Consider the following 23,011-nt stretch of genomic DNA (forward strand, 5'->3'; position numbering starts at 1 on the left):
CATAAAGGTGGGGTTTCTGCGTTTACCGCCTCAAACGCCCGCAAGAAACCCCTCTGGAAACAAGCGTTGCCGTGAGCATCCTCAACGGTGCAGCTCCCGTTCCGCCACAAAAAACAGGCGCCTCATTCCTTCCCGATTCGCAGCGCGTTCGCGTAACCCGTCAGCTCCAGAACACATTGCCGCTATCTGGCGCGTCATTGATGCGGTCACCAATGGCCCATCACTTTGCTAACCGCGCCGCTGCCTCGCATGGGCGCGATTAGCGTTTTACCTTCAAATCCACATCAGTGCGTAGTGACGTCCCCATCCCCAATGCTAGCCGCATGAACAGGCGCCACGCCGCCCGCTGCATACATCTGGCCAACCTCCGCGAGTAATGCTTCGTCGCGCGCAATCACCTTCGGCAGATGCGTGCGTAAAAACTCAACCCACGTCCGCGTTTTCGCATCGATGAACTTGCGTGACGGATACAGCGCATAAACGTTCATCTTCTGCAGCGTATATTCGGGCAACACGCGGACTAACGTCCCGTCACGCAGTCCGGCGATCGCAGCATAAAGCGGCACCATACCAATGCCCATTCCCTCGCGAATCGCCACGATCAGCGACTCCGCGATATTCACTTGAACGGGGCCGTTCACTTCCATCATTTCGCTGCCGTGGGGGCCGTCGAGCACCCATTCGTGGGGCGGAAATGCAGGCGTGTGCAAGATCAGACATTCGTGATGTGCCAGATCGCTGGGCTGTTGTGGCGCGCCGTGAGCGCGCACGTAAGCAGGTGATGCACACAAGATGCTGAAAGTTGTGCCTAGCGGGAGCGACACGAGATCGGAATTCGGCAGAGTCGAGGCCCCGATCACCGCGACGTCGGCGCTACCTTCGAACAGGTCGGGCATGCGTTGCGACAACGTTAGTTCGACGCTCACTTCCGGATAAAGCGCGCGATAGCGCGAGATGGCCGGCAGCACGTAATGCTGGCCGATACTGGCAAAGCTGTGCATCCGCAGAGCGCCGGCAGGGCGTTCGTGAGCGCAGCTTGCTTCTTCTTCCGCTGTGTCGACATCTGCAAGTATCTGCTGGGCTCGCTTCAGATAACACTCGCCAGCGGTGGTGAGTGCGAGTCTCCGCGTCGACCGGTTCAGCAAACGCGTACGCAGATGAGCTTCGAGTTCCGAGACGGCGCGGGACATCGCGCCCGTCGTCGAATTGAGCGACTGCGCGGCGGCGGTAAAACTACCGGCTTCAACCACGCGCACGAACACTCGCATATTTTGTAACGTATCCATCAAACCTTCTATTTCACGGCAGAAGCCGTATTGTCCGCCTGTCCCGCCAGCCCATTGTTGTTCATTCTGGAAGGGACGTTTCGCGGCCGTCCTATTAATGCGTGTAGCGCACGCTCCTACAATCGGCACCTTGCCTGCCGGTGTGCGCAGCGTTTGCCGGTGCTTCTTTCAGCGATGAACCGGGACGCGTTGCTTTCAGATGAAACGCCAACATGCGATCAAACCGACGGCGGATTCTCGCCGGCAGTGGTGCGTCATGTTGCCGACGCTCAATCCGGCCGTTCGCGAATGGGCGAACAGCGACGGTCTGATCTGGCTGCATCTGCTGAAAACGGTCACTGCGGGTTTGCTGGCGCTGGGAATTGCCATGTTGCTGGATCTCCAGCAGCCGCGAATCGCGATGACCACGGTGTTCGTGCTGATGCAGCCATTCAGTGGCATGGTGCTCGCCAAGAGTTTCTATCGGATTCTCGGCACTGCAGTGGGTACGGTCGCGGCCCTGGTGCTCGGCGCGCTGTTCGTCCAGCAGCCCGAGTTGTACATGCTCGGCATGATCGGCTGGGTGAGCGCCTGTATCGCGGCAGCGGTCCGGTATCGGCATTTCAGATGGTACGGCTTTGTGCTGGCAGGTTATACCGCCGCTCTGATCGGCATTCCGAATGTCACGGCGCCTCACGACCTGTTTCTGGCGGCGCTCACGCGCGCGGCGGAGGTGGCGGTTGGTATCGTGTGTTCAAGCGCAGTGAGCGCGCTGATCGTGCCGCAGCGTTCCAGTCTTGCATTGCGGCACGCGCTACACATTCGATATACGAATTTTACTGCGTTCGCTGCTGACGTGCTGGGTCGTGGAATCGAGCGTGGTCAATTTGAACGGCGCTTTGCGGACCTCGTCGACGAGATCGTCGGCTTTGAAGCGACGCGAACATTTGCTGCCTTCGAAGATCCGGCCATGCGTTCACGCAGCCAGCATCTCGGCCGTCTGAACGGCGAGTTCATGGACGCATGCGCGCGGCTGCACGCGCTGCATCAGTTGCTCAAACGTCTGCGAGTAAGCGGCCCGAGTTGGACAGTCGACGCCATCACGCCATATTTTCGCGAGCTGTCGGCACTGCTGGCATCCACGCAGCCAGCGAACGCTGATGCATCGCGCGTAGCCACCGGTTTGCGGCTCTTCCAGGCGAGCTTGCCAAGGCGCGTGCGCGAAACGAGACGGCCGCTGGAAGCCGCGTCCATTGAATCGCTAGCCGACTTCGATACAGCTGCGGAACTGCTATATCGTTTCGTCGACGAATGGATCCGTTATTCCGAGACTTACGCGTCTTTGGCGCGGCGCAAGCCGGAAGCCGGGCAGCGCACCGCCGGCCGCTATGTGAGCAAGACGAACGGCTTCGTGGTCGCGTTTACCTTTGCCAGGTCGGCGGCGGTCATGGCGATCGCCGGCTGGTTCTGGATCGCCACCGACTGGCCGAGTGGCGGTCTGGCGGTGATCGGCGCGGCGCTGGTCTGTGCATTGACGTCGACCGCGCCGAACGCATCGAAAATGGCTGTGCAGATGGCAGTCGGCGCGGTGGTGGCGACCATGACCGGCTACCTTTTCACGTGCTACGTGTATCCCAACATCGACGGTTTTCCGCTGCTTTGCGCGATGCTGGCCCCGGTGCTGGCACTCGGCGCCTTCGTCGCATCGCGCAAGCTCACGGCAGGATACGGCATCGGCTTTTCGGTGTTCTTTTGCCTGCTCGCCGGACCGGACAACGTCGTCACGTATGCACCCGATCTCCTGATCAACAACGGCATAGCGATCACCGCGGCGCTCCTGGTCGCGGCGCTTGCTTTCGCAGTGATTTTTCCCGCGGATATGCCGTGGCTCGCCGAGCGAATCAAGGGTGATCTGCGCGCGCAAGTTGTGTCTGCGTGCAGGGACGAACTGCCCGGGCTCAACCAACGTTTCCAGTCGAGTACACACGATCTGGCCTCGCAGTTGCGCATGCTGCTGACGCGGCGCTCCAGGCGCCGCCGGGATGCCCTGCGCTGGATGCTCGTTACTCTTGAGATAGGGCACGCCGTGATCGATCTGCGCAATGAAGCGGCATGTGCCGGCTACGTGCAAGTCCTTCATTCGCACTGGAACAGCGGTCTCACGCGGACTTGCGACGACCTCGCGCGACTCTTTGCGCGACCGGACCCGCTTGCGCTCGAGCGGGCGCTCGTATCCGTGCGCTCGGCCACCTGGATCGCGCAGGACGTACTCAAAACCGTCCATGCCGACCGCGACAAACGACACGATCTCCAGCGCATCCTGAGTTGCCTGCACTTCATCCGCACGGCGTTGCTGGACAAGGACGCGCCTTTCAATGCGCATTGACCCATGCGCATTGGGTCGGGCGTGCGCGTCGATCCTTCTGCCAGATGGAAAGATCACTTCCGTCCAGCGCCGTTTATCTGTGTAGGTGGCAGTCATATAGTTTCACCACTGCCACGCAATCCCCCAAGGGGACTTCCTGCGAGGCGGACCGTAAGTACTGGAGAACGAAATGAATGTGTTGAAGATTGCCCTGATTGCCTGCTCTTTGTCCGTTGCTGTCGCTCATGCGCAGACGGAGCCGGCTGCCCCGGAACAACAGGTCGCGCAGGCGAATACACCGCGCGCCAACAGCGTCGCCACGCAAAACCGCGTGGTGGTGCCGAAGGCACGAGCTGAAGAGTGCGTCGGGCCAGTGAGCTTCTGCAATATCTATTTCGGCAGCTAAGCAGCGCCACGCGCAACACCAGCAGCATCTGCAAGACCTGTCGCGGGAATGTTGAACGCGACGAAACACCTGGCCGCGACGCCGTCTCATCAAGACGCCGCGGCTGGTGCGACAGGCCGGCTACTGAGCGAAGCACACCGCAGACGTGCGCACCGGTAGACTCGATTAGTGACTATGGAGAGACTCAGTTTCATGTATCAAGACCGGATTCGTTGCTCCGCGTTGCGCGGAAAAATCACCTCTGCCGCCGAGGCAGCGCTTCTGATTCAGGATGGCATGCGCGTCGGCGCCAGCGGCTTTACGCGTGCGGGCGACGCCAAAGCTGTCCCTGTCGCACTCGCCGAGCGAGTCCGGCAGGAAGGTAAGCCGCTGCAAATCACGCTGATGACCGGCGCATCGCTTGGTCATGACGTGGATCGCATGCTCACCGAGGCGCATGTGTTGGCGCGGCGCTTGCCGTTTCAGGTCGACAAGACCTTGCGTGATGCGATCAATCGCGGCGAAGTGATGTTCGTCGATCAGCATCTGTCCGAGACCGTCGAGATGCTGCGCGCCAATCAGCTCGGCAAACTCGACATCGCCATTATCGAAGCTGCCGCGATCACTGAAACCGGTGGCATTGTGCCCACCACGTCAGTCGGCAACTCGGCCAGCTTCGCGATTCTCGCCGACAAGGTCATTGTCGAAATCAATCTTGCCCAGCCGCTCGCCCTCGAAGGGCTGCATGACATCTGGATTCCAGGACGCCGGCCGAATCGCGAACCGCTGCCGATCGTGCGTCCGCAAGACCGTGTCGGCTCGCGGGCCATCGAGATCCCGCTCGACAAGATCGCGGCGATCGTGATCACCGATAAGGCGGACAGCCCGTCCACGGTGCTGCCCGCGGATGCCGAAACCGAACTGATCGCCGGCCATCTGATTGAGTTTTTCCAGCACGAAGTATCGTGCGGGCGTATGCCTCGCCACTTGCCGCCGTTGCAGGCGGGCATCGGCACGATTGCCAATGCGGTGCTGGCCGGCTTTGTCGATTCGCCCTTCGACGCCTTCGAAATCTACTCGGAAGTGTTGCAGGATTCGACCTTCGATCTGATGGACGCCGGCAAGGTGACGTTCGCCTCGGGTGCGTCGATCACGCTGTCGGCCGCGCGTCAGGCGCAAGCGTTCGGCGAACTCGAGCGTTATCGCGATCGCCTGGTGCTGCGTCCGCAGGAGGTCAGCAACCATCCTGAAGTGATTCGCCGGCTCGGTCTGATTGCGTTGAATACCGCATTGGAGTTCGACATTTACGGCAATGTCAATTCGACGCATGTGGGCGGCACGCACATGATGAACGGCATCGGCGGCTCGGGTGATTTTGCGCGCAATGCGTCATGCGCGATCTTTGCGACGAAGTCGATGGCGAAGGGAGGCCGCATTTCGAGCGTCGTGCCGATAGTGCCGCACTGCGATCACAATGAACACGATGTGGACGTGGTCGTGACGGAGCAGGGCCTGGCCGATCTGCGCGGGCTGGCGCCGCGAGAGCGCGCTACGCTGATCATCGAGAATTGCGTGCATCCGCTCTATCGCGATCTGCTGCGCGACTACTATCGGGATGCCTTGCAATGGGGTGGGCAAACGCCGCATCGGTTGGACCAGGCTTTCACCTGGCATACGCGGCTGCGTGACACCGGCTCGATGTTGCCGGCATTGGAAGCGCCTCTTTAAACTCTTTAAGCGCTGCGCAAAGCCGGCGTCAGGTGACATTCGCCCCCGACGCCGGAAGACATCAGCTGCTACGCTCAGGTACCGCGCCGGACGAGCCGGATAAGAAACAGCAGAATGACGGCGCCGATCACAGCGGTAATGATCGAACCGATCCAGCCGCCGCCGAGCGAAATGTGCAGCACACCGGCAAGCCAGCCGCCGATGAACGCGCCGACAATCCCGACGATGATGTCGACGATCAGGCCGAAGCCGCCGCCCTTGACGAGCACACCGGCCAGCCAGCCGGCGATTGCGCCGATGATGAGCCATGCAATGATGCCGTGTTCCATAATCGAGACTCCATGGTTGAGTGTGAAAAATTCACGGTGACAGAGCTTAGTCGAAGGTTATGGGACAGTCCATATTCAGGACGCGGAATTAACATTGTCTGAATCTATTGCAAGCTAAGTGTAGACGATGCGCGCGAATATGGGGAGCTTACGCGCGGCGACTCACTCTGGCGTCGGCTCCGCTTCTTTGGCTGTCCAGCTGACGCTCGATACGCTCTTTTCCATGCTGATGCGGCTCGCCATCTGTTCGAGCTTCGGCTGGTCTTTCGGATGCAGCCTTAATGTTGCCGTAACGCGAATGCGTCCCGTATCGTCGTCGACGTCTTCGCTTGTCAGGCTCTGGAACGACAACGGCGTCGAATACATCGAGTTGGACACCGCGGTCCGAATGTGAATCTCGTCAGCCTCCCGGCATACGATCGTCAGCACATATTCACGCACAAGGTCCGCGTTCGAAACAGGCGTCGCGTTGATCATACGGCTCACTTCACGCAGCACGGTATTGGTCAGCAGCACGACCGCGGTGCCGGCGATCGCAGGGCCGTAATGGCCCGCACCGCACAATACGCCGACTGCTGCTGAGCACCATAAGGTCGCGGCGGTGTTGATCCCCTGAATGGAACCCTTGTCGCGCATGATCACACCGCCGCCGAGAAAGCCGACGCCGGAGACGACATACGCGGCGATCTGCGTGATGCCGGCGGTGCCGGTGCCCGTCAGCACGCCGAGCGTGACGAACAGGCACGCGCCGCTGGCGACCAGCGTAATGGTGCGCAGTCCGGCGCTGCGCTGACGCATCTGCCGTTCGAGGCCGATTGCGACGCCGCAACTGAAGGCGGCGAAGAGCCGCAAGACGAATTCAATTGTCATCGGTAAGAAAGCTTGAGGCGTGTGTCCGCACAGTGTGAACCCTACGCATGACAGCCGCACGTTTCCGCAGTGGGGAACGTGGCCGCAGTCAGGCGTGACGAGGCAAGCGAACCCAAGGCTCGCGCGCTAAAAGTCGTGGAGCAACGGCCTGGCATTGAGCCATGCGGTGCTTCACTGGCAGTACGAGGGTATAAAACGACGTGCACCGTCGGGCCCGAAGGCAAGACGGCGACAGGCAAAAGCTGGCGCGGAAATCTTGCCGATCAGGCGATCGGGCGAATCGAAGCTCGACTGGTCCTACTGCTACTGTCCAAGATCGTGATTCCGGTTAAATGAACTGGCCGAATTTTAGGCAGCTCTGCAAAATTAAGTCAAGCCGCAATGAAGCCGGGCGGCTGAATGCGTTTTCCGATGATTGCGGAATTTTCCATGCCAACTCCAGCGTTTTCCCGACATAAATACGGACTCCGAATATTGACGGTACCCATCCCGGAAAACACACTGTTTGCACACTTCGACATACGTCGTGCGGTTTTGGCGCTCAGTCCGCGTGTCCTCAGTCCGCGTGTCATTTCTCACGGATTCGCGCAGAAATTTTCGGTTGTCCTCGCGCTATTCCCAGCGCGTCCGATCCACACCACGTCGTCTCTTTACGCTGTTCACCCAATTGAGGAATGTATGAAAGATAAGGCTCTTGGCATCATTGCCGGTGCATTGATTGCAGCTGTTCCGCTCGTGTCGTTCGCCGCCGGTTTGCCCGCGCCGTTTGAAGGCAGCAGCACGCTGCAGGCCGATGGTGTCGTGAAGTCGGTCGACCAGCTTAAACATTCGGTGACTGTGCTCGACTCACAGGGCGGTGAAGCTTCGTTCGACATCACTGATGCGAGCAACCTCGCGCAGATCAGGCAGGGTGGCAAGGTCCACATCCGGATGATGCGCAACGCCATGATCAGCGTTACGCGTGGTGCCGACGGCGTCGGCAGGGCTGCTCAGCCGGTACAGCAGAACACGGTGCAGAACGTGACCGCCGAAGTTCAGTCCATCGACCACGCGTCCGGCATCATGGCGTTGAAGGGCCCGAATGGCGCGGTGTTTCATATCCAGGGTCGCGAGCCGGCAAAGGTCGCGGGCGTGACGCCGGGCATGCAAGTGTCGGTGGCGTACGCACCGCAGGTCAGAGTGGCCGTGGCGCCCGCGCAGTAACCCGGATTAGCTGGAGCGGTGCCGGAGTGCCGAAGCGCGGATGTTCTTTGCAGACGTCCGCGTTTTTTTCGCGCAATCCCAATCCCTATCCCAACCCCTGTGACGCCGCCGAACCGATACCTCGCACCCTGATTCGACGCTTCAGTCGGGTTCGCCAGGCACGAGGCGCAATCGCGTGATCTCCGAGGGGGCGCCCAGGCGCTTCGGCGGCCCCCAATAGCCCGTGCCGCGACTGGTGTAAACCCACAAGCCGTTCAGTCGTGCGAGACCGGCCGTGAACGGCTGCTGAAAACGCACAAAGAAATTCCACGGAAAGAACTGCCCGCCGTGCGTATGCCCGGATAGCTGCAGCGTGAAACCTGCGGCCGCCGCCGCCTCGGCGGAGCGCGGCTGGTGCGCGAGCAGCACTTTGATCAGCACGTCGCCAGGCGCACCGGCGAGGGCCGCAACCGGGTCGCTGCGATGCAAGGGGTCATGATGGCCCGCTGAGTAATCAGTCACCCCGGCAATTACGGCGCGCGCCCCGTCGTGCTCCACGATCACATGCTCGTTGAGCAGAACGTTCAACCCGAGGCGCCGGAATTCGTCGATCCAGGCGTTCGCGCCGGCGTAATACTCGTGATTACCGGTCACGAGGAACGCGCCGTGACGCGCACTGAGCCGCGACAGGGGTTGCGTGTGTCTGGTCAACTGCGGCACGCTGCCGTCCACTACGTCGCCGGTGACGGCAATCAAATCCGGCTTCAGACGATTCACCGCGTCGACGATCGCATCCACGTAACGGCCTTTGATGGTCGGGCCGACGTGGATATCACTGATCTGTACGATCGTGAAGCCGTTGAGCGCTGCCGGCAAATCGTCGATCGGCACCTCGATCGTCACCACCTTGGCGCGGCGCCGTGCATTGAACAGGCCGACGAGTGTCGAGAGCAGCGCAAGCAGTGGTACCGCTGCTGCCGAGCCGATGCGCCAGTGCGCGATTGCAATGGTGTTCGGCCAGATTGCATCGACGGTGAGCAGCGAGGCGAGCGCCAGGTCACGCGCGAACGTCAGAACCAGTAGCGACGAGAAGAAGCCCATCGCCAGCAGGCCAATCCATGCGAGGCGATCGCTGAGCGGTTGTTGCTGGATGGTGCGCGCCAGCATGCCGAGCGGTATCAGAAAGATCGACACCACCAGCCACAACGCGCACAGCCACCGGCCGGTGGCGCTGACCGGCATGTCGGGAATCAGACGAAAGCCGACGTAGATATGCAGCAGGATGCCAATCAGGATGATGCGAACAAGAAACGATGAGCGGCGCATAGAGAAAGGTAGAGGCGGGAAGGGGCCGGCACGTGCGGAGCAACGGCGGCGGCTCGCCAATTGCGACCGTGCAATAGCGGACGAGCCGGATCATTCTACCGACATGTGCCACCCCTTGCCGACGGCTTCAGATTTGCTGGCCACGCGCGACGATTGGGCAGTCATCGACCTCGCGGTTTTACCGCCGGTGCGTTCAATCTGGGCGGGTTCTCACAAGTGCGGTCGGCCACATCCGTATTTAACGCGGCGGCCGGATATCGCATTGCAGCAATTCCGCTGACGCATACCGCCGGCCTGAACTGCTGCGGCACCCTAATTAAATGGGCTTTGAATTGCATTCGGGGTAGACTATTCTCAAATAGAACCCGTTTGCCTTTGGGCCACCGCGGCCCACTGGTGGTTCGTTTGTCGTCGGTAGATGGCGAGGCAGGAGACGCATCATGAAACTGCTTGGATCAGGCAATCACGTACGCCACGTACTTCATGGGCATCACGTCGGACGGGAGGGCAGCCACGTCATGCTGCCGCTGGTGGGCATATCGCTGATGGCGCTCGCCTTGTACTTCGGCGTGCGCGACATCGACTTCTCCGAACTGGGCAAAAACGCGCTATTCGACGTCGTGATGGTATGCGTTGCGCTGGGCATCGCGGGCCTGTTCGGCGTCGTCGGCGCGTGGTTGCGTTCCAGTGGCGACGACGCCGATGAGGGTTTCTGCTTTATCGGTGCAGTGATCGGCGCGGTGGTGTTCTACGTGGCGCTCTTCAGATAACTACACCGTCGGCCTAAAGCCTGTCAGACGATCTGTGCGGCTTCGTCGAAAGAGAAGCGCGGGCTGCGCGGGAACAGCTTCGCCGGGTCGCCGTAGCCGAGATTGATGAGGAAGTTCGACTTCACCGTCGTGCCGGCGAAGAAGGCCTCGTCGACCTTGGCGGCGTCGAAGCCCGACATCGCGCCTGTATCCAGGCCAAGCGCGCGGGCCGCGAGAATCAGATAGCCGCCTTGCAGCGTCGAGTTGCGAAAAGCCGTATCCGCGATTGCCTTATCGTTGCCGGCGAACCAGCTGCGCGCGTCGGCATGCGGAAACAGTTTCGGCAGATGCTCGTAAAACGCCATATCCATCCCGACAATCACCGTGACCGGCGCTGCCATCGTCTTCTCGAGATTGCCCGCTGACAAGGCCGGACGCAGTTTCTCCTTGCCCTCGGGCGTTTTCACGTAGACGAAGCGGCCGGGGCTCGAATTGGCCGAGGTCGGGCCGAGCAGCACGAGTTCGGTGAGTTGCTTGAGCACGGCGTCGTCGACCGGTTTGGCCTGCCAGCCGTTATGTGTGCGCGCTTCGCGAAAGAGCTGATCGAGTGCCTGATCGGAAAGAGTCATGGTGGTAGTCCGTTGAAATAGCAGAGTGAGAAAACTGGATGACAGCGCAAGCCACGGGCGAGAACGTCGTCGTCGTTGCCGCCATAATAGCCAGGGTTCTCACTCGCGCGCATATCGCACACGTATCGCACGCGCAAACGCATTCAGGTAATTTCATGGCGGACCTTTTCGATGACCTTCCCGCACCGGACGTGGACTGGTATCCCGAGTGGCTCACACCCGAGGCCGCGGCGCACGCTTTGACGCAACTCATCGGCGAAGTGGAATGGCGCCAGGACATGATGGGCACGCCTGCCGGCCGTGTGCCGCTGCCGAGGCTGACTGCCTGGCAGGGCGAGCCGGACGCGGTCTACGTCTACTCCGGCATTCGCAACGTGCCGCAGCCGTGGACCCCGACCGTCGCCGACCTGCGGGTCGCCGCGGAAGCAGCCTGCCACACGCGCTTTAACAGCGTGCTGATCAACCGCTACCGCAGCGGCGCCGACAGCATGGGGTGGCACGCGGACCGCGAGCCCGAGCTTGGCGCTCGGCCGGTGATTGCGTCGGTCAGCCTGGGTGTCGCACGCACTTTCGACTTGCGGCACAACAGGACGGGCGTCGTGCAGTCATTTTCGCTGAGAGGCGGCAGCTTGCTGGTGATGAAGGGCAACACGCAGGCCGACTGGCGGCATCGCGTCCCGAAGGAGCCGCGTGTGGCCGGAGAGCGGATCAACCTGACGTTTCGCTGGGTGACGGGCCGGTGATCGGTGCAGACTTAATCGAAGGGGACCGCGGTGGCGGTCACCGGCTGGGCCGATCGCTAGAAGAATGATCCAGGTTGTGAGCACCTTCGAGGCGACGCAGCAGCGGTGTCCGATTCCCATGTGATCGGACGCGTACCCGAGCAGGCGTTATAGCGCAGTTGTGCGGCTTAAGCGTCGAGTTCACGTCCTTTGGTTTCCGGCAATGTCAACGCGGCGAGGATCACGATACCGTAAGCCGCCGCGGCGAATACACCGATCGCGTGACCGAGTGTCATGGTCTGCGAGACATAGCCGATCAGGAACGGAAACGTCGCGCCGACTGCCCGCCCGAAGTTGTAGCAGAATCCCTGGCCGGAGCCGCGAATGCGGGTCGGAAACAGCTCGGTGAGGAATGCGCCCATCCCGGAGAAAATGCCGGACGCGCAGAAGCCGAGCGGAAAACCGAGCACGAGCATCGTGAGGTTATCCAGCGGCAGTTGCGTGTAGACCAGTGCGATCGCACATGAGGCGAGCGCGAACGCGATGAACGCGCGCTTGCGGCCAACCTTGTCGCTGACGTATGCCCCCGTCAGATAGCCGCAGTACGAACCGACGATCACCACGCTCAGGTAGCTGCCGGTGCCGATTACGCTCAGATGCCGCTCGGTCTTCAGATACGTCGGCAGCCAGGTGGTGACCGCGTAGTAGCCGCCTTGCACGCCGGTTGCGAGAATCGACGCGCGCAGCGTCGTCCAGACGATATCGCCGCGGAAAATGTCGAGCAACGAAGGATGCGTTCGTGCCGCGGTTTGCGCTTCTTTCTGCTGCCGATGCACCGCTGGCTCCTCAACGAAGCGGCGGATCCAGATCACGAACGGCGCCGGCGCAATGCCGATCGCGAACAGCACGCGCCACGCGTAATCGGCGGGTACGAATGAAAACACGGCCATGAACAGCAAGGTCGACACGCCCCAGCCGATCGCCCAGCCGGCCTGCACGAGGCCCACGGCTTTGCCGCGGTCGCGCGGACGAATGACTTCGCCGATCAGTACCGCGCCCGCTGTCCACTCACCGCCGAAGCCGAGTCCCATCAGTCCACGCGCCCATAGCAATTGCGAAAAATTCTGCGCCAGCGCGCAAGCCAGCGTGAAAACCGCGAACCAGAGAATCGTGATTTGCAAGGTCTTTACCCGGCCGATGCGATCCGACAGCACACCGGCTGCCCAGCCGCCCAGCGCCGAACTCAGCAGCGTGACCGTCCCGATGAGACCGGCGTCGCCCCGCGTGATGCCCCATGTCGCGATCAGCGTCGGAATCACGAAACTCAGGAATTGCGTGTCCATTGCGTCGAGCACGTAGCCGATCTTGCAGCTCCAGAACGCACGCTTCTCGCTGGTGGAGATCTGCTGATACCACGCAAACGGGTTTTTGCCTGTGCCGGGCGCGCTGTAGCGCTCGGTGTCCGCGGTCAATTGCGCTTCGGTTTTCATACCTGGGCTCCGGTCGTAGTCAGTGGCCGCGTCTGATCGCGCGGCTTGTGGTGGGACAACTCAAATAACGCCGCAACTAGAGAATCGCCAGCGTGGTGTTGGGAATGTCGGTAACGAGCATGTGTCCCGGTTTGTGCGCGATTGCGAACGGCAAGCGCGCGCTTTCTATCGCGGCCTGAGGCGTGACGCCACAGGCCCAGAACACCGGTAACTCGTCGCTACGCACCTCGACTGCATCGCCGAAATCGGGCCGCGTGATGTCGCGAATGCCGATCAGCGCGGGATCGCCGATATGAACCGGCGCGCCATGTACCGCGGGAAAACGGCTCGTGATCTGGATGGCGCGGATTGCGTCGGCGGCTTTCATCGGCCGCATCGAGACCACACGGTGGCCGCCGAACACGCCGGTGGCCACGTTGCGTTCCCGCGTGCGATACATCGGTACGTTGACCTGCTGTTCGATATGGCGCAGCGGAATGCCCTCGCGCCGCAACATTTCTTCGAACGAAAACGAGCAGCCGATCGCGAACACCACCAGATCGTCGCGCCACAGTTCGTCGAGACTGCGCACCTCCTCGGCACGTTCACCGTGGCGGTACACGTAAAACGCGGGCACGTCGTTGCGTATGTCGAGATCGGCGCCGAGCGACGGGACGCGCCATTCACCCGGCTCGCCGATGCCGAGCAGCGGGCAAGCCTTCGGATTGAGCGTGCAGAAGCGCAGGAAGTCGTCGGCGTATTGGCTGGGCAGGATGGCGAGATTGGCTTGCGCATAGTCGCCGCAGTAGCCCGCAGTCGGCCCGGACAAACGGCGGCTGCGAATCTGCTGACGAAATTCGGATGGCGTGTAGGACATGAACGGCTTGACTCCAGCTAGGTCCGGGTGACTGATGGAGACCAGATTAGTAACGCCAAAAATATCCATCCAGCGAGTTATTCTTGCGTTTCGTTAAATTAAACTTAACAGCGAAGTCGGCGGTTTTGCGGCGATGATCGAGTCTTTCGGGGCGCTGTTGGGAGAACTCATGCAATGAATACCCGTTTTGTCGAAACGTTTCTGACGCTTGCCCGTCTAGGCAGTTTTCGCGCAACCGCCGCTGCAATGCACGCCACGCCCGCCGCGATTTCGCTACGCATCAAAACGCTTGAAGCCGAGTTGGGCGTCGAGTTGATCGAGCGCGACGCCGCCGAATTCCAGCTCACGGAGCATGGCGAACGGCTGCTCGCGTATGCGCGTTCAGTCGTGCAGGCCACACGCTCGCTGCAACTGGCCGCACAGGACGAAACCCTGGTGACGAAGCGGCTGCGGCTCGGCGTCATCGAAACGGTGGTGCATAGCTGGCTGCCGGATTACATCCGGATGCTGAACGTCGAGTACAACCGCATCGTCGTCGATCTGACCGTCGACTCGAGCGCCGTGCTTGGGCCCCGCTTGCGTGCCGGCGAACTGGATCTGGTCATTCAGGTGGAGGAACCCGGCGAGCAGGACGCGTCGATCGTTTCGACCTTGCTGGCGAGCTATCCGGTGCGCTGGATCGCGCGCAGCGATCTGATTCCGGCGAGCCGCCCGAAGCATGTGCCGACGTTGTTGCAGAAACCCGTGCTGACGTTCGGTCGTGGCACCGCGCCGCAAATCGCGGTGGAGGCGATCGTGGAGATGCTTGCCAAGCGCGCCGGTGTGCCGCTCGCGGATACTCAGGTGACCTGCATGCCGTCGGTCGCGGTGATCGTCAAGCTGTTGCGTGATGGCTATGGGATCGCGGCGGTGCCGGCGCTGTTCGTCGAGCCTTTTCTGAGCAGCGGCGAACTGGGGCAATTACAGGTGCGTCCGCTGCCGCCGCCGATCGACGTTGCGATGATCTACCGCGACGACGCCGACGTCGGCGTGCTGGCGGCTTCACGCGTCGCACGCAGCGCGTGTGATCAGTATGCGAAGGCGATGGGACGGCAGTTGATCGAGAGGCGGTAAAGACTGTCACCAGCCATACCCAGATACGTCATTCGTCTTATGCCGTTTGCCGTGCTACACTGTAATAACATTGTGTTTACTTTTGACGCCCAGCCGCTTACGATTCCAGTTCAGGTGCAGCCATGAAAACGACCATCCGCAGAATGGGTAATTCCCATGGTGTACTGATTCCGAAACCGATCTTGACCCAACTGGGGCTGGAGGACGAAGTGGATATGCAAGTGGAAGGAAACGCGCTGGTGATACGGCGGCCGCAGAAAAAAGCGCGTACGGGGTGGGCGGAGGCTAGCCGTTCGTTGGCGGCGTCCAAAGACGATGGTCTCGTGATGGGCGAGTTCCCCAATGCCGATGACGCGGGGTTCGAGTGGTAGCGCGCGGCGACGTCTGGCTGGTGGCGTTGGATCCCGCCGTCGGCAGCGAGATTCAGAAAACGCGTCCTTGCGTGGTGGTGTCGCCGGCAGAGTTGCATGATCACCTGCGGACCGTGATTGTCGCGCCCATGACCACGACCGGTCGCGCGGCACCTTTTCGTGTTCCGCTTACGTTCTTGCGCAAGAAAGGGTTGATCCTCCTCGACCAGATTCGTACGGTAGACAAGACGCGGCTCGTGAAGCGAGCCGGCGCGGTGTCGGATACGGCGCTATCGAATGCGTTGTCTACGTTGCAGGAAATCTTTGTCGAATGAGCGGCGGTGTGTGCGTTGGCCGAGTGGCCGTCTAGCCGTGTAGCTGTGCTCTAAAGCCCATCCATCCCGAGGCGCCGGCGGGCGGTAGCGACCAGCTTGTCGAACGAGAAGCTGCTCGCGGCAAGCGAGGTGGTATCCGGAAAGTTCTCGCGCGTAATGTCTGTCAACACCTGCCCGGGTGGCGCTTCGATCAGCACACGGGCGCCCATTTCCTGCATGACGGTGAGCGCGTCGAACCAGCGTACGGTGTAGCGCATATTGGTCGCGAGATCGCCGCGAATGGCGTCAGCTGTGTACAAGGGGCGGCCGCCGCGATTGCCGATATAGATGCTTTGCGGCGTGTGAAAAGGAACGTCGTGTGCGTACGCAATCAGCTCGTCCGTAGCATGCGCGAGCAGTTCGCAATGTGACGGCACGCTGACCGCAAGCCGGACGGCTTTGCGTGCACCTGCCGCCAGAGCGCGTTCAATGAACGTGTCCAGCGCGCCGTTCGCTCCCGCCATGACGATCTGACGCGGCGCATTCACATTGCCAACATAAACACGTTGATTGCCCGCATCCGCATCCGTTTGCTGCGCGGCCAGTGTTTCCAGTTGGTGTTCAGTCAAACCCGACACGGCCGCGAGACCGTAGCCGGACGGGTACGCCGTTTCCATCAATTCGGCGCGCTTGCGCACCATCTTTAACGCGTCGTCAAAGTGAACTGCGCCGCAACTGACCGCTGCTGCATACGCGCCCACCGACAAACCCGCGCTGATCGCCGGCATGAGTTGTTCCGCTGCCAGTGCTCGCGTGATCGCCACGCCGGCGACTGTCAAGCCAATCTGAACGGCGACGGTTGAGCGCAGGGCGTCTGGCGTGTCGAGTGTGAGCACATCGATGTCGAGTACCTGAGACGCTTCTTCGAGTGTGCCGGTCACGGCGGGATGTTGCGGCAGACGGTGCAGAAATCCGTCCGACTGCGCACCTTGGCCGGGAAACAGAAGGGCAAGCATCAGGCATTGTCGTGAGCGTGCGCCCACGGATCGGTAACCAGCTGCGGGCCGCGAGCATGGCGTACCATCGCGCGTGGTTTATTCGCTGCCCACTCGGCCAGCGCAACGCCGCCTGCGGGCGTTTCCAGTTGCGCATCCACACGAATGCTGGCGGGTTGCGCGGTTGCTTGAAGATAGTCCAACAACTGAATCGCCATGTGGCGCGATAGTTCTTCCGGCACGCGGATCAGCAGATCGAGATCGCTGGAGAACGTGACCGTGGGAGTTTGAGTGGCCAGTTCGAAGCCCACGCTGCCGGTGGGTCCCCAAACGAATCCAGCCAATGCGCCGGCCGTGTCGCGTTGTAGTGCGGCAAGGGCCGCGAAAGCCGGCAACGCATTGCGCTCCGCAAGCGGGCTGCGTCGCGCTAGCGCTTCCGGCGGCACGGCGATTTCAATATCGTCCCGATGCACCCATGTGCCATAACGCTGCGACCGTTCTGTCCCGCGCAAGCCGATCGCGACGAAGCCGTCGGCGGCCAGCGCGCGTCTTACGACCGCATACGGCGCGCGCGCGAAAGACGCCCGCACCCACGCCGGTTCGCCGTCAAACTGTGACAAGCGGTGCAAGCGCAGCAGATCATGCGGCCGCCAGCGCGCATCGCACGACAACGCGTGACTGGCTGCGAACGGTGGCGCTGCGCAGACCTGCATTACACGGCATCCCATTGTTCGGCGAGACGCCGCCGCACTTCGATCGACGCCGCGCGATTCTTTTGAGCCGCAGCCGATTCCAGCCGATGCGACAGACCGCGGCCGCCGGCGCGCGCGCTGCGAATCTGGTCGGTCAAGACCTGGCGCACGCGCTCGATTTGCGCGGCATCGGGTGCATCGGCGTCGACGCCTTCGATCAACTGATCGAGCAGGCCGAGTTTGGCGAACGACGTCATCGAATAGGACATCGGCACAATGGTTTCGCCGAGCGCGTCGAGTGCTTCGACGGTGCGCCGCGTAACGCGTGCGGCTGCTTCCTTGCCCATTGCATGGACCATCGTGCCCGGCGCGTCGAGTGCGACGATTCGGTTGGCCTGATAGCCGTGCGCGAGGAACGCGCCCGACATGGCGGGTCCGACGATCAGCGCGATCACAGGATGCCCGGCGTCGCGCGCCGATGCATACGCATCGACCGCAGCGGCGCAGGCGAGGTGAATGCCGAGCATCTCTTCGCGATAACCATACGCCTGGCTTTTCACATCGACGATCGCGACGATCGGGCGGCGCGTCTCGCTCGCTTCGTCCTGCGCGATGACCTCGCGCACCGCGCGTGCGAGCAGCCAGCCTTGTTCGAGGCCCACGACGTTGTCGGTCGCGCGGGGAAAGCGATTGTCGGGATCGGGGACGACCGAAATGAAATGTGCGGTTTCGCCGCCGAGCGACGCATCGCCGCTCCACACGGGCGCTTGACCGGACGGGGTGCCTGCGAGTGCATGGAACCAGCGCGCGCCGCGGCTGAGGGTGGTATCGCTCATGCGTGCTCCTTGCGCGCGTTGTTCTGCGCATGTGGGTTGTACACGTCACGCATCGTTTCCGGCGTGACGCTGGCTGGGTCGATCCGTGCGAGCCGGTTAAGGAAAGTGTCGACCTGCTCGCTGCGATGCGCAGCCGGCAGCCCCTGAGTGAATGCCGAACGCACGGCGGCGCGCACCGCGTCCGCATCGTCGTCGACCAGTTGATCGGCGAGCGCGGTCGCCGCCCGTTGTTCGCCGCCGATCAACTGCCACACCCGGCGCCGGTCGCTTGCATCGAGTTCTTCGATACCGGCTTCCTGTTCGATTACTTCGGGGCCGTTCATGCCGAGCCGTCCCTGTTTCGTCACGACGAGATACGAGCACAAGGCTGCCGCCAGCGACATGCCGCCGAAGCAGCCCACCATCCCCGCGATTACGCCGACCACCGGCACATGCCGGCGCAACGCCACGATCGCGGCCTGAATCTCCGCGATCACCGCGAGACCGAGATTGGCTTCCTGGAGTCTGACACCGCCGGTTTCGAACAACACGACAGGGCGGACGATCTTGCCGCGTTCGCAGTCGCGCAAGGCCATGTCGAGCGCGGCGGCGATCTTGCTGCCCGATACTTCGCCGATGCTGCCGCCCTGGAACGCGGACTCGATTGCGGCGACCACGGCCGGCTCGCCGTCGATGGTGCCGCGCGCGATCACGCAGCCGTCATCCGCCTGGCAGACGACGCCTTGTAGCGGCAGCCACGGCGACTCGATTTTGTCGAACGGTCCGAGCAGTTCGCGGAACGTGCCGGCGTCGAGCAGCGAGCGGGCGCGTTCGCGCGCGGACAGTTCGATAAAACTTTCGCGCAGCATTGGCGCGGCACGTGTAGTGGCGACAGTCGTCATGCGGCGTCTCCCTGTTCCGCCGCTTCAATGGCCTCCGCGAGCCGCAGCGCCACGACGCCGGGTGTCGCGCCGAAGTCGTTGATTTCGATTTGCGCCGCGCCGTCGTAGCGCGTGAAGAAGCGGTCGAGCACGCTCTTCCAGATGTGGCTGTAGCCGTCGACGCTGGTCCGCACGACCACATGCGCACTCAGGGCCGCGCTGTTTTCAGCTGGCGACAGCAGGACTTCCAGATCGCCCGAACCGACCACGCCGACATGCGCGCGGGTGGTGACGGCGCGTTGCGCCGGATAGTCGAAGGTCAGATGTTCCATGAGGCTGAGCTCCCACCGGCGTCGTGATGCGCCAGCATATCGAGAAAGAGGGTGGCGGCGAGCAGATCGGCTGCGCCACCAGGCGATGCGTTGAGCGACAGCAGTTCGCTTTCGAGCGCGACGAGGGCTGTGTGCCCATCCGGCGTCGAGCTGCCGCCGGCTTGCAGCACGCGGCGCGCGCCGTGTTGCGCCGCGTGCAAACCCGGCAACCCTGCGCGATGGAGCAGGCAGGTGTCGTCGAGCGAAACCATGATCGAGAGCAGGGTGTCGATGCGCGCGGCGTTTTCGTCGATTCCTCGGCCTCGCGCCGCGAGTAAAGCGGGCAAGCCGATTGCGACCACATGCGGGAAACCGTCTTGCGCTTCACGGCGCGCGCCACCTACCTGATAGCGCTGCCGCGCGCGTTCGCCGTGACTGTCGGCGGGGGCGGCGAAGCGATCCGGGAAGCAGGCGATTTGCGCCGCGAGCGTGCCAACGCGCGAAGCACTCGGAGGCGCAGCGTCGCCGGTCATCGAAGCGCCCGCCACCAGCAGGCCGACGATCCAGATCGCGCCGCGATGCGCGTTGCTGCCGCCGGTGGCATGCAACATGTCCTGCTCGCCGGCGCGGCCGATTTGCGCGAGTTCAGCACGCAAAAGCGCGGATGGCTCGCCGCGGCGGCGAGCCGCGCGGGCGAGCGCCGCGAAGGTCGGTTCCAGCGCATGTGCCGAGCGCAGCATGGTGGCGAGATCGAGGTCGCGATGCGCACCGCTGCCGCGCCGGTCGACCAGCGCGGGTTTCGGTGTGAGTTGCGCTTCTTCGATGAGAGCGGACACTGCGAAGCGCGCGAGCTGGGCATCGGTCGGCGCGGGCCGTAGCCTGACCGCTGGCCTTTCTACTGTGCCTGCTGCGCGCGAAACCGTGGCGTGCTGGCGTGCTGGTGCGATGCGCCGAAGCACGTCGACCTCGGCCATCGCTTCGGCATAAGCCATGGACCTGACCGTGCCCGTTTCTCGCCCAGTCATGGCGGCAGTTCGGGACGCGAGTTCCGTCTTCGCTTCCGGCATGGCGTCGGCCTCGCACTCGAGCAAAACAGCGGGCGCCATCGTTACCAGCTCCTGAAGCGAGCCGGCGGCGCGTACAGCCCGCCCGACCACGTCACCAGATCGTCGATGCTGCGGGCGGCCAGCAACGAACGCTTCGCTTCGCCGCGTCGAATGCCGAGGTCTTCCGGATACGCGACGATGCCACGCCGGCGCAATTCGGCCGTCTTCTCCGGCTTCGCCCGCAGCCCGATCGGCGTGACACCGGCTACTGCGGCCAGCGCCGCGCGCCGCTCGTCGACACCTTCGGCTTTGTGCAGATGCGCGATGCCTTCCTCGGTGACGACATGGCTCACGTCGTCGCCGTAGATCATCACGGGCGCGATCGGCATGCCGCTCTTCGCGCCGACCGCGACCGCATCGAGTTCATCGACAAAGGTCGGTTCGCCGCCTTTCTTGTACGTTTCAGCCATCTGCACGACCAGCTTCTGTCCACGTGACACCGGACCCTGGTCCTTCAGCAATTTGAGCCATGCCTCGCTCGAATGACGCCGCCCACGCGGATCGTGGCCCATGTTCGGCGCACCGCCGAAACCGGCGAGGCGGCCGCGCGTCACCGTCGACGAATTCGCATCCGCGTCGATCTGCAAGGTCGAGCCGATAAACAGATCGACGCCGTATTGACCCGCTAGCTGGCACAGCACACGGTTCGAGCGCAGGCTGCCGTCGTTGCCAGTGAAAAAGACGTCGGGGCGCGCTTCGATGTACGCCTCCATGCCGACCTCACTGCCGAAACAGTGGATGCTGTCGACCCAGCCCGATTCGATCGCGGGGATCATGGTGGGGTGGGGATTGAGCGTCCAGTTGCGGCAGATCTTGCCTTTCAGGCCGAGCGATTCGCCATAGGTGGGCAACAGCAATTCGATCGCCGCGGTGTCGAAGCCAATGCCGTGATTCAGCGAGCTCACGCCATACGGTTCGTAGATGCCGCGAATCACCATCATCGCGGTCAGCACCTGCAGGTCGCCGATATGACGGGGATCGCGCGTGAACAGCGGCTCGACGGCGAAGGGCCTGTCCGCCTGCACGACCACGTCGACCCACGAGCCCGGAATATCGACGCGCGGCAGTTCATCGACGATCTCGTTGACCTGCACGATCACGATGCCATGCCGGAACGCGGCGGCTTCGGCGATGGTCGGCGTGTCCTCGGTGTTCGGACCGGTGTACAGGTTGCCGTGACGATCGGCCTTTTCCGCGCACAGCAGCGCGACGTGCGGCGTGAGATCGACGAACATGCGCGCGTACAACTCGACGTACGTGTAGATCGAACCGATTTCCAGTTGCCCGTCTTCGAGCAGTTGCGCGACGCGCAAACTCTGCGGCCCGGCAAACGAAAAATCGACCTTGTGCGCGATGCCGCGCTCGAACAGCGTCAGATGTTCAGGACGGCCGATGCTCGATATCAGCAGATGCACGTCGTGAATCTTTTGCGGATCCACCTTGGCGAGCGAGCGGGACAGGAAGTCCGCCTGCTTCTGGTTGTCGCCTTCGAGTGCGACGCGGTCGCCTGGTTGAATCAGCGTTTCGAGCGCATCGACGATGCGGTTTGCGGGCAGCACGCCGTCTTCCAGCCACGGTGCAATGGCTGCGAGGCGACGATTCTTTTCGTCGCGGCGGGTGGTCCAGGAACGAACGGGGGTAACAGCTTCGGCGGGTCGGTTCATCGGCGGATTCAGCTCCCGGAGGGGATGCGCGTGCGTCTGGCGCGCGGCTTGGGTTGATTCGCAAGCGCGGCTTCCGCCTGCGCGCGTTCGGTCAGGAAACGATGGAGCAGGTCGCCGGTGCCGAGCAGATGCGCGACGACCAGGGACTGTGCAGCAGGAATGTCACGGCGTTGTACAGCGTCGAGCAAGGCGGCGTGTTCATTGTCCGATTCGCCCTTGTACGACGGCAAGCCGAACTTCAGGCGCAGATAGCGTTCGCCACGCCGATGCAGCGTGTTGATCATGTCCTCGAGTTGCGCGCGGCCAGCGGGCGCATACAGGCTCATATGAAACGCGACATTGCGTGCCACATACAACGACGGGTCCGGCTCGCGTTCGGCGGCGCGGCAGAGCGTGGCGGATTCGCGCAGCGTGGCGGCGGTGTGGTTCGGAATCGCAAGGCCAATGGCGAGGCTCTCCAGCGCGGAGCGAATCTCGTAGATTTCGCGCGCTTCGTCCGCCGACAAAGGCGCGACGGTCGCACCTTTGTGGACGGCGGCTCTCGCCCAGCCTTCGCTTTCGAGCTGACGCAAGGCCTCGCGCACGGGAATTGCGCTGACGGAGAAATGCCGCGCGATCGCGTCCTGCCGCAGCGGTGCGCCAGGCGCCAGGGTGCCGTCGACAATCGCCGCGCGCAACGCCTCGGCGATCACGCGGGACGTGCTCTCGCGCGGCGGCGCCGCAGGTAGAAACGGACTGCGCGCCGCGGCATCCAGGGGAAAACCATCTATTGCGTCGTTCATGATATTGAATATTATATATGAAATTGTGCGCTTAACAGGCGGGCAAACCCGGAAAGTTTTTCACTACCCGGCGCCCTGCGATGTCCTCTCAT

The 23,011-nt window shown here is 62.5% G+C and carries 24 protein-coding genes; 9 read left to right on the plus strand and 15 right to left on the minus strand.

All coding sequences use genetic code 11. The annotated features are described in order from the left end of the window. Window positions 1-284 precede the first annotated feature (284 nt). Window positions 285-1,286, minus strand: a complete 1,002-nt coding sequence (locus PQQ95_RS26880) for a LysR family transcriptional regulator (protein WP_408442822.1) — start codon at window positions 1,284-1,286, stop codon at window positions 285-287. Between the two features lie 199 nt (window positions 1,287-1,485). Here PQQ95_RS26880 and PQQ95_RS26885 point away from each other — a divergent pair, with 199 nt between their 5' ends. The 3 genes from PQQ95_RS26885 (at window position 1,486) to scpC (ending at window position 5,743) form a co-directional block, all read left to right on the plus strand. Beyond that, window positions 1,486-3,651, plus strand: a complete 2,166-nt coding sequence (locus PQQ95_RS26885) for an FUSC family protein (protein WP_408442825.1) — start codon at window positions 1,486-1,488, stop codon at window positions 3,649-3,651. Window positions 3,652-3,820: 169 nt separating this feature from the next. Then, the gene (locus PQQ95_RS26890) at window positions 3,821-4,036 is read left to right on the plus strand and encodes a hypothetical protein (RefSeq protein WP_408442828.1); all 216 of its coding nucleotides are present in this window, start codon (window positions 3,821-3,823) and stop codon (window positions 4,034-4,036) included. Between the two features lie 192 nt (window positions 4,037-4,228). Continuing rightward, window positions 4,229-5,743, plus strand: coding sequence for a succinyl-CoA:acetate CoA-transferase ScpC (gene scpC / locus PQQ95_RS26895; protein ID WP_408442830.1), 1,515 nt, complete (start codon window positions 4,229-4,231; stop codon window positions 5,741-5,743). Window positions 5,744-5,817: 74 nt separating this feature from the next. Here scpC and PQQ95_RS26900 read toward each other — a convergent pair whose 3' ends face one another. Both PQQ95_RS26900 and PQQ95_RS26905 read right to left on the minus strand, forming a co-directional pair. After that, window positions 5,818-6,072 (minus strand): GlsB/YeaQ/YmgE family stress response membrane protein, encoded by a 255-nt coding sequence (locus PQQ95_RS26900; RefSeq protein ID WP_028197420.1) that lies wholly within the window; start codon window positions 6,070-6,072, stop codon window positions 5,818-5,820. Between the two features lie 162 nt (window positions 6,073-6,234). Next, window positions 6,235-6,942, minus strand: coding sequence for an MgtC/SapB family protein (locus PQQ95_RS26905; protein ID WP_408442832.1), 708 nt, complete (start codon window positions 6,940-6,942; stop codon window positions 6,235-6,237). A gap of 678 nt (window positions 6,943-7,620) precedes the next feature. On the opposite strand from PQQ95_RS26905, the gene PQQ95_RS26910 reads away from it, so the two are divergent. Beyond that, window positions 7,621-8,145 (plus strand): hypothetical protein, encoded by a 525-nt coding sequence (locus tag PQQ95_RS26910; RefSeq protein WP_408443135.1) that lies wholly within the window; start codon window positions 7,621-7,623, stop codon window positions 8,143-8,145. A 141-nt stretch (window positions 8,146-8,286) separates the two neighbouring features. Here PQQ95_RS26910 and PQQ95_RS26915 read toward each other — a convergent pair whose 3' ends face one another. Next, window positions 8,287-9,450: a metallophosphoesterase gene (locus tag PQQ95_RS26915; RefSeq protein WP_408442835.1), complete on the minus strand. Its 1,164-nt coding sequence runs from the start codon at window positions 9,448-9,450 to the stop codon at window positions 8,287-8,289. A gap of 440 nt (window positions 9,451-9,890) precedes the next feature. Between PQQ95_RS26915 and PQQ95_RS26920 the strand changes: the two genes are divergently transcribed. After that, complete coding sequence (locus PQQ95_RS26920) at window positions 9,891-10,220, plus strand: hypothetical protein (protein WP_408442838.1); 330 nt, start codon at window positions 9,891-9,893, stop codon at window positions 10,218-10,220. 23 nt (window positions 10,221-10,243) lie between these two features. Here PQQ95_RS26920 and PQQ95_RS26925 read toward each other — a convergent pair whose 3' ends face one another. Next, window positions 10,244-10,828 (minus strand): malonic semialdehyde reductase, encoded by a 585-nt coding sequence (locus PQQ95_RS26925; protein ID WP_408442840.1) that lies wholly within the window; start codon window positions 10,826-10,828, stop codon window positions 10,244-10,246. A gap of 155 nt (window positions 10,829-10,983) precedes the next feature. Here PQQ95_RS26925 and PQQ95_RS26930 point away from each other — a divergent pair, with 155 nt between their 5' ends. Continuing rightward, complete coding sequence (locus tag PQQ95_RS26930; RefSeq protein ID WP_408443137.1) at window positions 10,984-11,571, plus strand: alpha-ketoglutarate-dependent dioxygenase AlkB family protein; 588 nt, start codon at window positions 10,984-10,986, stop codon at window positions 11,569-11,571. Between the two features lie 167 nt (window positions 11,572-11,738). Here PQQ95_RS26930 and PQQ95_RS26935 read toward each other — a convergent pair whose 3' ends face one another. Further along, the gene (locus tag PQQ95_RS26935; RefSeq protein WP_408442843.1) at window positions 11,739-13,040 is read right to left on the minus strand and encodes an MFS transporter; all 1,302 of its coding nucleotides are present in this window, start codon (window positions 13,038-13,040) and stop codon (window positions 11,739-11,741) included. Window positions 13,041-13,116: 76 nt separating this feature from the next. After that, window positions 13,117-13,896 carry a putative hydro-lyase gene (locus PQQ95_RS26940; RefSeq protein WP_408442846.1) on the minus strand — a complete coding sequence of 260 codons (780 nt, stop codon included), beginning with the start codon at window positions 13,894-13,896 and terminating at the stop codon, window positions 13,117-13,119. 174 nt (window positions 13,897-14,070) lie between these two features. Between PQQ95_RS26940 and PQQ95_RS26945 the strand changes: the two genes are divergently transcribed. From PQQ95_RS26945 to PQQ95_RS26955, 3 genes are all read left to right on the plus strand, one after another. Beyond that, entirely contained in the window at window positions 14,071-15,009 is a 939-nt protein-coding gene (locus PQQ95_RS26945; protein ID WP_408442848.1) for a LysR family transcriptional regulator, read from the plus strand. A 122-nt stretch (window positions 15,010-15,131) separates the two neighbouring features. Then, the gene (locus PQQ95_RS26950) at window positions 15,132-15,380 is read left to right on the plus strand and encodes an AbrB/MazE/SpoVT family DNA-binding domain-containing protein (RefSeq protein WP_408442851.1); all 249 of its coding nucleotides are present in this window, start codon (window positions 15,132-15,134) and stop codon (window positions 15,378-15,380) included. Then, the gene (locus tag PQQ95_RS26955) at window positions 15,374-15,694 is read left to right on the plus strand and encodes a type II toxin-antitoxin system PemK/MazF family toxin (protein WP_408442854.1); all 321 of its coding nucleotides are present in this window, start codon (window positions 15,374-15,376) and stop codon (window positions 15,692-15,694) included. The genes PQQ95_RS26950 and PQQ95_RS26955 overlap by 7 nt, the downstream gene beginning before the upstream one ends. A gap of 50 nt (window positions 15,695-15,744) precedes the next feature. Here PQQ95_RS26955 and mdcH read toward each other — a convergent pair whose 3' ends face one another. The 8 genes from mdcH to PQQ95_RS26995 form a co-directional block, all read right to left on the minus strand. Then, window positions 15,745-16,689 carry a malonate decarboxylase subunit epsilon gene (mdcH, locus tag PQQ95_RS26960; protein WP_408442857.1) on the minus strand — a complete coding sequence of 315 codons (945 nt, stop codon included), beginning with the start codon at window positions 16,687-16,689 and terminating at the stop codon, window positions 15,745-15,747. Next, window positions 16,689-17,381, minus strand: a complete 693-nt coding sequence (locus PQQ95_RS26965; protein WP_408442860.1) for a malonate decarboxylase holo-ACP synthase — start codon at window positions 17,379-17,381, stop codon at window positions 16,689-16,691. The genes mdcH and PQQ95_RS26965 overlap by 1 nt, the downstream gene beginning before the upstream one ends. Further along, on the minus strand, window positions 17,381-18,196 hold the full coding sequence (gene mdcE / locus PQQ95_RS26970) for a biotin-independent malonate decarboxylase subunit gamma (protein WP_408442863.1): 816 nt from the start codon (window positions 18,194-18,196) through the stop codon (window positions 17,381-17,383). Before mdcE ends, PQQ95_RS26965 begins: the two co-directional genes overlap by 1 nt. Beyond that, window positions 18,193-19,077, minus strand: coding sequence for a biotin-independent malonate decarboxylase subunit beta (locus PQQ95_RS26975; RefSeq protein WP_408442866.1), 885 nt, complete (start codon window positions 19,075-19,077; stop codon window positions 18,193-18,195). Before PQQ95_RS26975 ends, mdcE begins: the two co-directional genes overlap by 4 nt. Further along, window positions 19,074-19,388 (minus strand): malonate decarboxylase subunit delta, encoded by a 315-nt coding sequence (locus PQQ95_RS26980; RefSeq protein ID WP_171927925.1) that lies wholly within the window; start codon window positions 19,386-19,388, stop codon window positions 19,074-19,076. The genes PQQ95_RS26975 and PQQ95_RS26980 overlap by 4 nt, the downstream gene beginning before the upstream one ends. Continuing rightward, complete coding sequence (locus PQQ95_RS26985; RefSeq protein WP_408443140.1) at window positions 19,376-20,341, minus strand: triphosphoribosyl-dephospho-CoA synthase; 966 nt, start codon at window positions 20,339-20,341, stop codon at window positions 19,376-19,378. The genes PQQ95_RS26980 and PQQ95_RS26985 overlap by 13 nt, the downstream gene beginning before the upstream one ends. Before the next feature lie 134 nt (window positions 20,342-20,475). Further along, window positions 20,476-22,137 (minus strand): malonate decarboxylase subunit alpha, encoded by a 1,662-nt coding sequence (gene mdcA / locus PQQ95_RS26990; protein WP_408442870.1) that lies wholly within the window; start codon window positions 22,135-22,137, stop codon window positions 20,476-20,478. Between the two features lie 8 nt (window positions 22,138-22,145). Beyond that, complete coding sequence (locus PQQ95_RS26995) at window positions 22,146-22,919, minus strand: GntR family transcriptional regulator (RefSeq protein ID WP_408442873.1); 774 nt, start codon at window positions 22,917-22,919, stop codon at window positions 22,146-22,148. Window positions 22,920-23,011: the final 92 nt, after the last annotated feature.

It is taken from the genome of Paraburkholderia caffeinilytica, from assembly GCF_046030355.1.
In the GTDB taxonomy this organism is placed as follows: Bacteria; Pseudomonadota; Gammaproteobacteria; order Burkholderiales; family Burkholderiaceae; genus Paraburkholderia; species Paraburkholderia caffeinilytica_B.

Bases quoted from the DNA above. Each gene is read 5' to 3' on its own strand.
- PQQ95_RS26980 (WP_171927925.1), bottom strand. From the start codon at position 19,388: ATGGAACATCTGACCTTCGACTATCCGGCGCAACGCGCCGTCACCACC.
- mdcA (WP_408442870.1), bottom strand. From the start codon at position 22,137: ATGAACCGACCCGCCGAAGCTGTTACCCCCGTTCGTTCCTGGACCACC.
- PQQ95_RS26900 (WP_028197420.1), bottom strand. From the start codon at position 6,072: ATGGAACACGGCATCATTGCATGGCTCATCATCGGCGCAATCGCCGGC.
- PQQ95_RS26885 (WP_408442825.1), top strand. From the start codon at position 1,486: ATGAAACGCCAACATGCGATCAAACCGACGGCGGATTCTCGCCGGCAG.
- PQQ95_RS26975 (WP_408442866.1), bottom strand. From the start codon at position 19,077: ATGACGACTGTCGCCACTACACGTGCCGCGCCAATGCTGCGCGAAAGT.
- mdcE (WP_408442863.1), bottom strand. From the start codon at position 18,196: ATGAGCGATACCACCCTCAGCCGCGGCGCGCGCTGGTTCCATGCACTC.
- mdcH (WP_408442857.1), bottom strand. From the start codon at position 16,689: ATGCTTGCCCTTCTGTTTCCCGGCCAAGGTGCGCAGTCGGACGGATTT.
- PQQ95_RS26965 (WP_408442860.1), bottom strand. From the start codon at position 17,381: ATGCAGGTCTGCGCAGCGCCACCGTTCGCAGCCAGTCACGCGTTGTCG.
- PQQ95_RS26925 (WP_408442840.1), bottom strand. From the start codon at position 10,828: ATGACTCTTTCCGATCAGGCACTCGATCAGCTCTTTCGCGAAGCGCGC.
- PQQ95_RS26945 (WP_408442848.1), top strand. From the start codon at position 14,071: ATGAATACCCGTTTTGTCGAAACGTTTCTGACGCTTGCCCGTCTAGGC.
- scpC (WP_408442830.1), top strand. From the start codon at position 4,229: ATGTATCAAGACCGGATTCGTTGCTCCGCGTTGCGCGGAAAAATCACC.
- PQQ95_RS26935 (WP_408442843.1), bottom strand. From the start codon at position 13,040: ATGAAAACCGAAGCGCAATTGACCGCGGACACCGAGCGCTACAGCGCG.
- PQQ95_RS26915 (WP_408442835.1), bottom strand. From the start codon at position 9,450: ATGCGCCGCTCATCGTTTCTTGTTCGCATCATCCTGATTGGCATCCTG.
- PQQ95_RS26910 (WP_408443135.1), top strand. From the start codon at position 7,621: ATGAAAGATAAGGCTCTTGGCATCATTGCCGGTGCATTGATTGCAGCT.
- PQQ95_RS26905 (WP_408442832.1), bottom strand. From the start codon at position 6,942: ATGACAATTGAATTCGTCTTGCGGCTCTTCGCCGCCTTCAGTTGCGGC.
- PQQ95_RS26890 (WP_408442828.1), top strand. From the start codon at position 3,821: ATGAATGTGTTGAAGATTGCCCTGATTGCCTGCTCTTTGTCCGTTGCT.
- PQQ95_RS26880 (WP_408442822.1), bottom strand. From the start codon at position 1,286: ATGGATACGTTACAAAATATGCGAGTGTTCGTGCGCGTGGTTGAAGCC.
- PQQ95_RS26995 (WP_408442873.1), bottom strand. From the start codon at position 22,919: ATGAACGACGCAATAGATGGTTTTCCCCTGGATGCCGCGGCGCGCAGT.
- PQQ95_RS26920 (WP_408442838.1), top strand. From the start codon at position 9,891: ATGAAACTGCTTGGATCAGGCAATCACGTACGCCACGTACTTCATGGG.
- PQQ95_RS26985 (WP_408443140.1), bottom strand. From the start codon at position 20,341: ATGGCCGAGGTCGACGTGCTTCGGCGCATCGCACCAGCACGCCAGCAC.
- PQQ95_RS26940 (WP_408442846.1), bottom strand. From the start codon at position 13,896: ATGTCCTACACGCCATCCGAATTTCGTCAGCAGATTCGCAGCCGCCGT.
- PQQ95_RS26930 (WP_408443137.1), top strand. From the start codon at position 10,984: ATGGCGGACCTTTTCGATGACCTTCCCGCACCGGACGTGGACTGGTAT.
- PQQ95_RS26950 (WP_408442851.1), top strand. From the start codon at position 15,132: ATGAAAACGACCATCCGCAGAATGGGTAATTCCCATGGTGTACTGATT.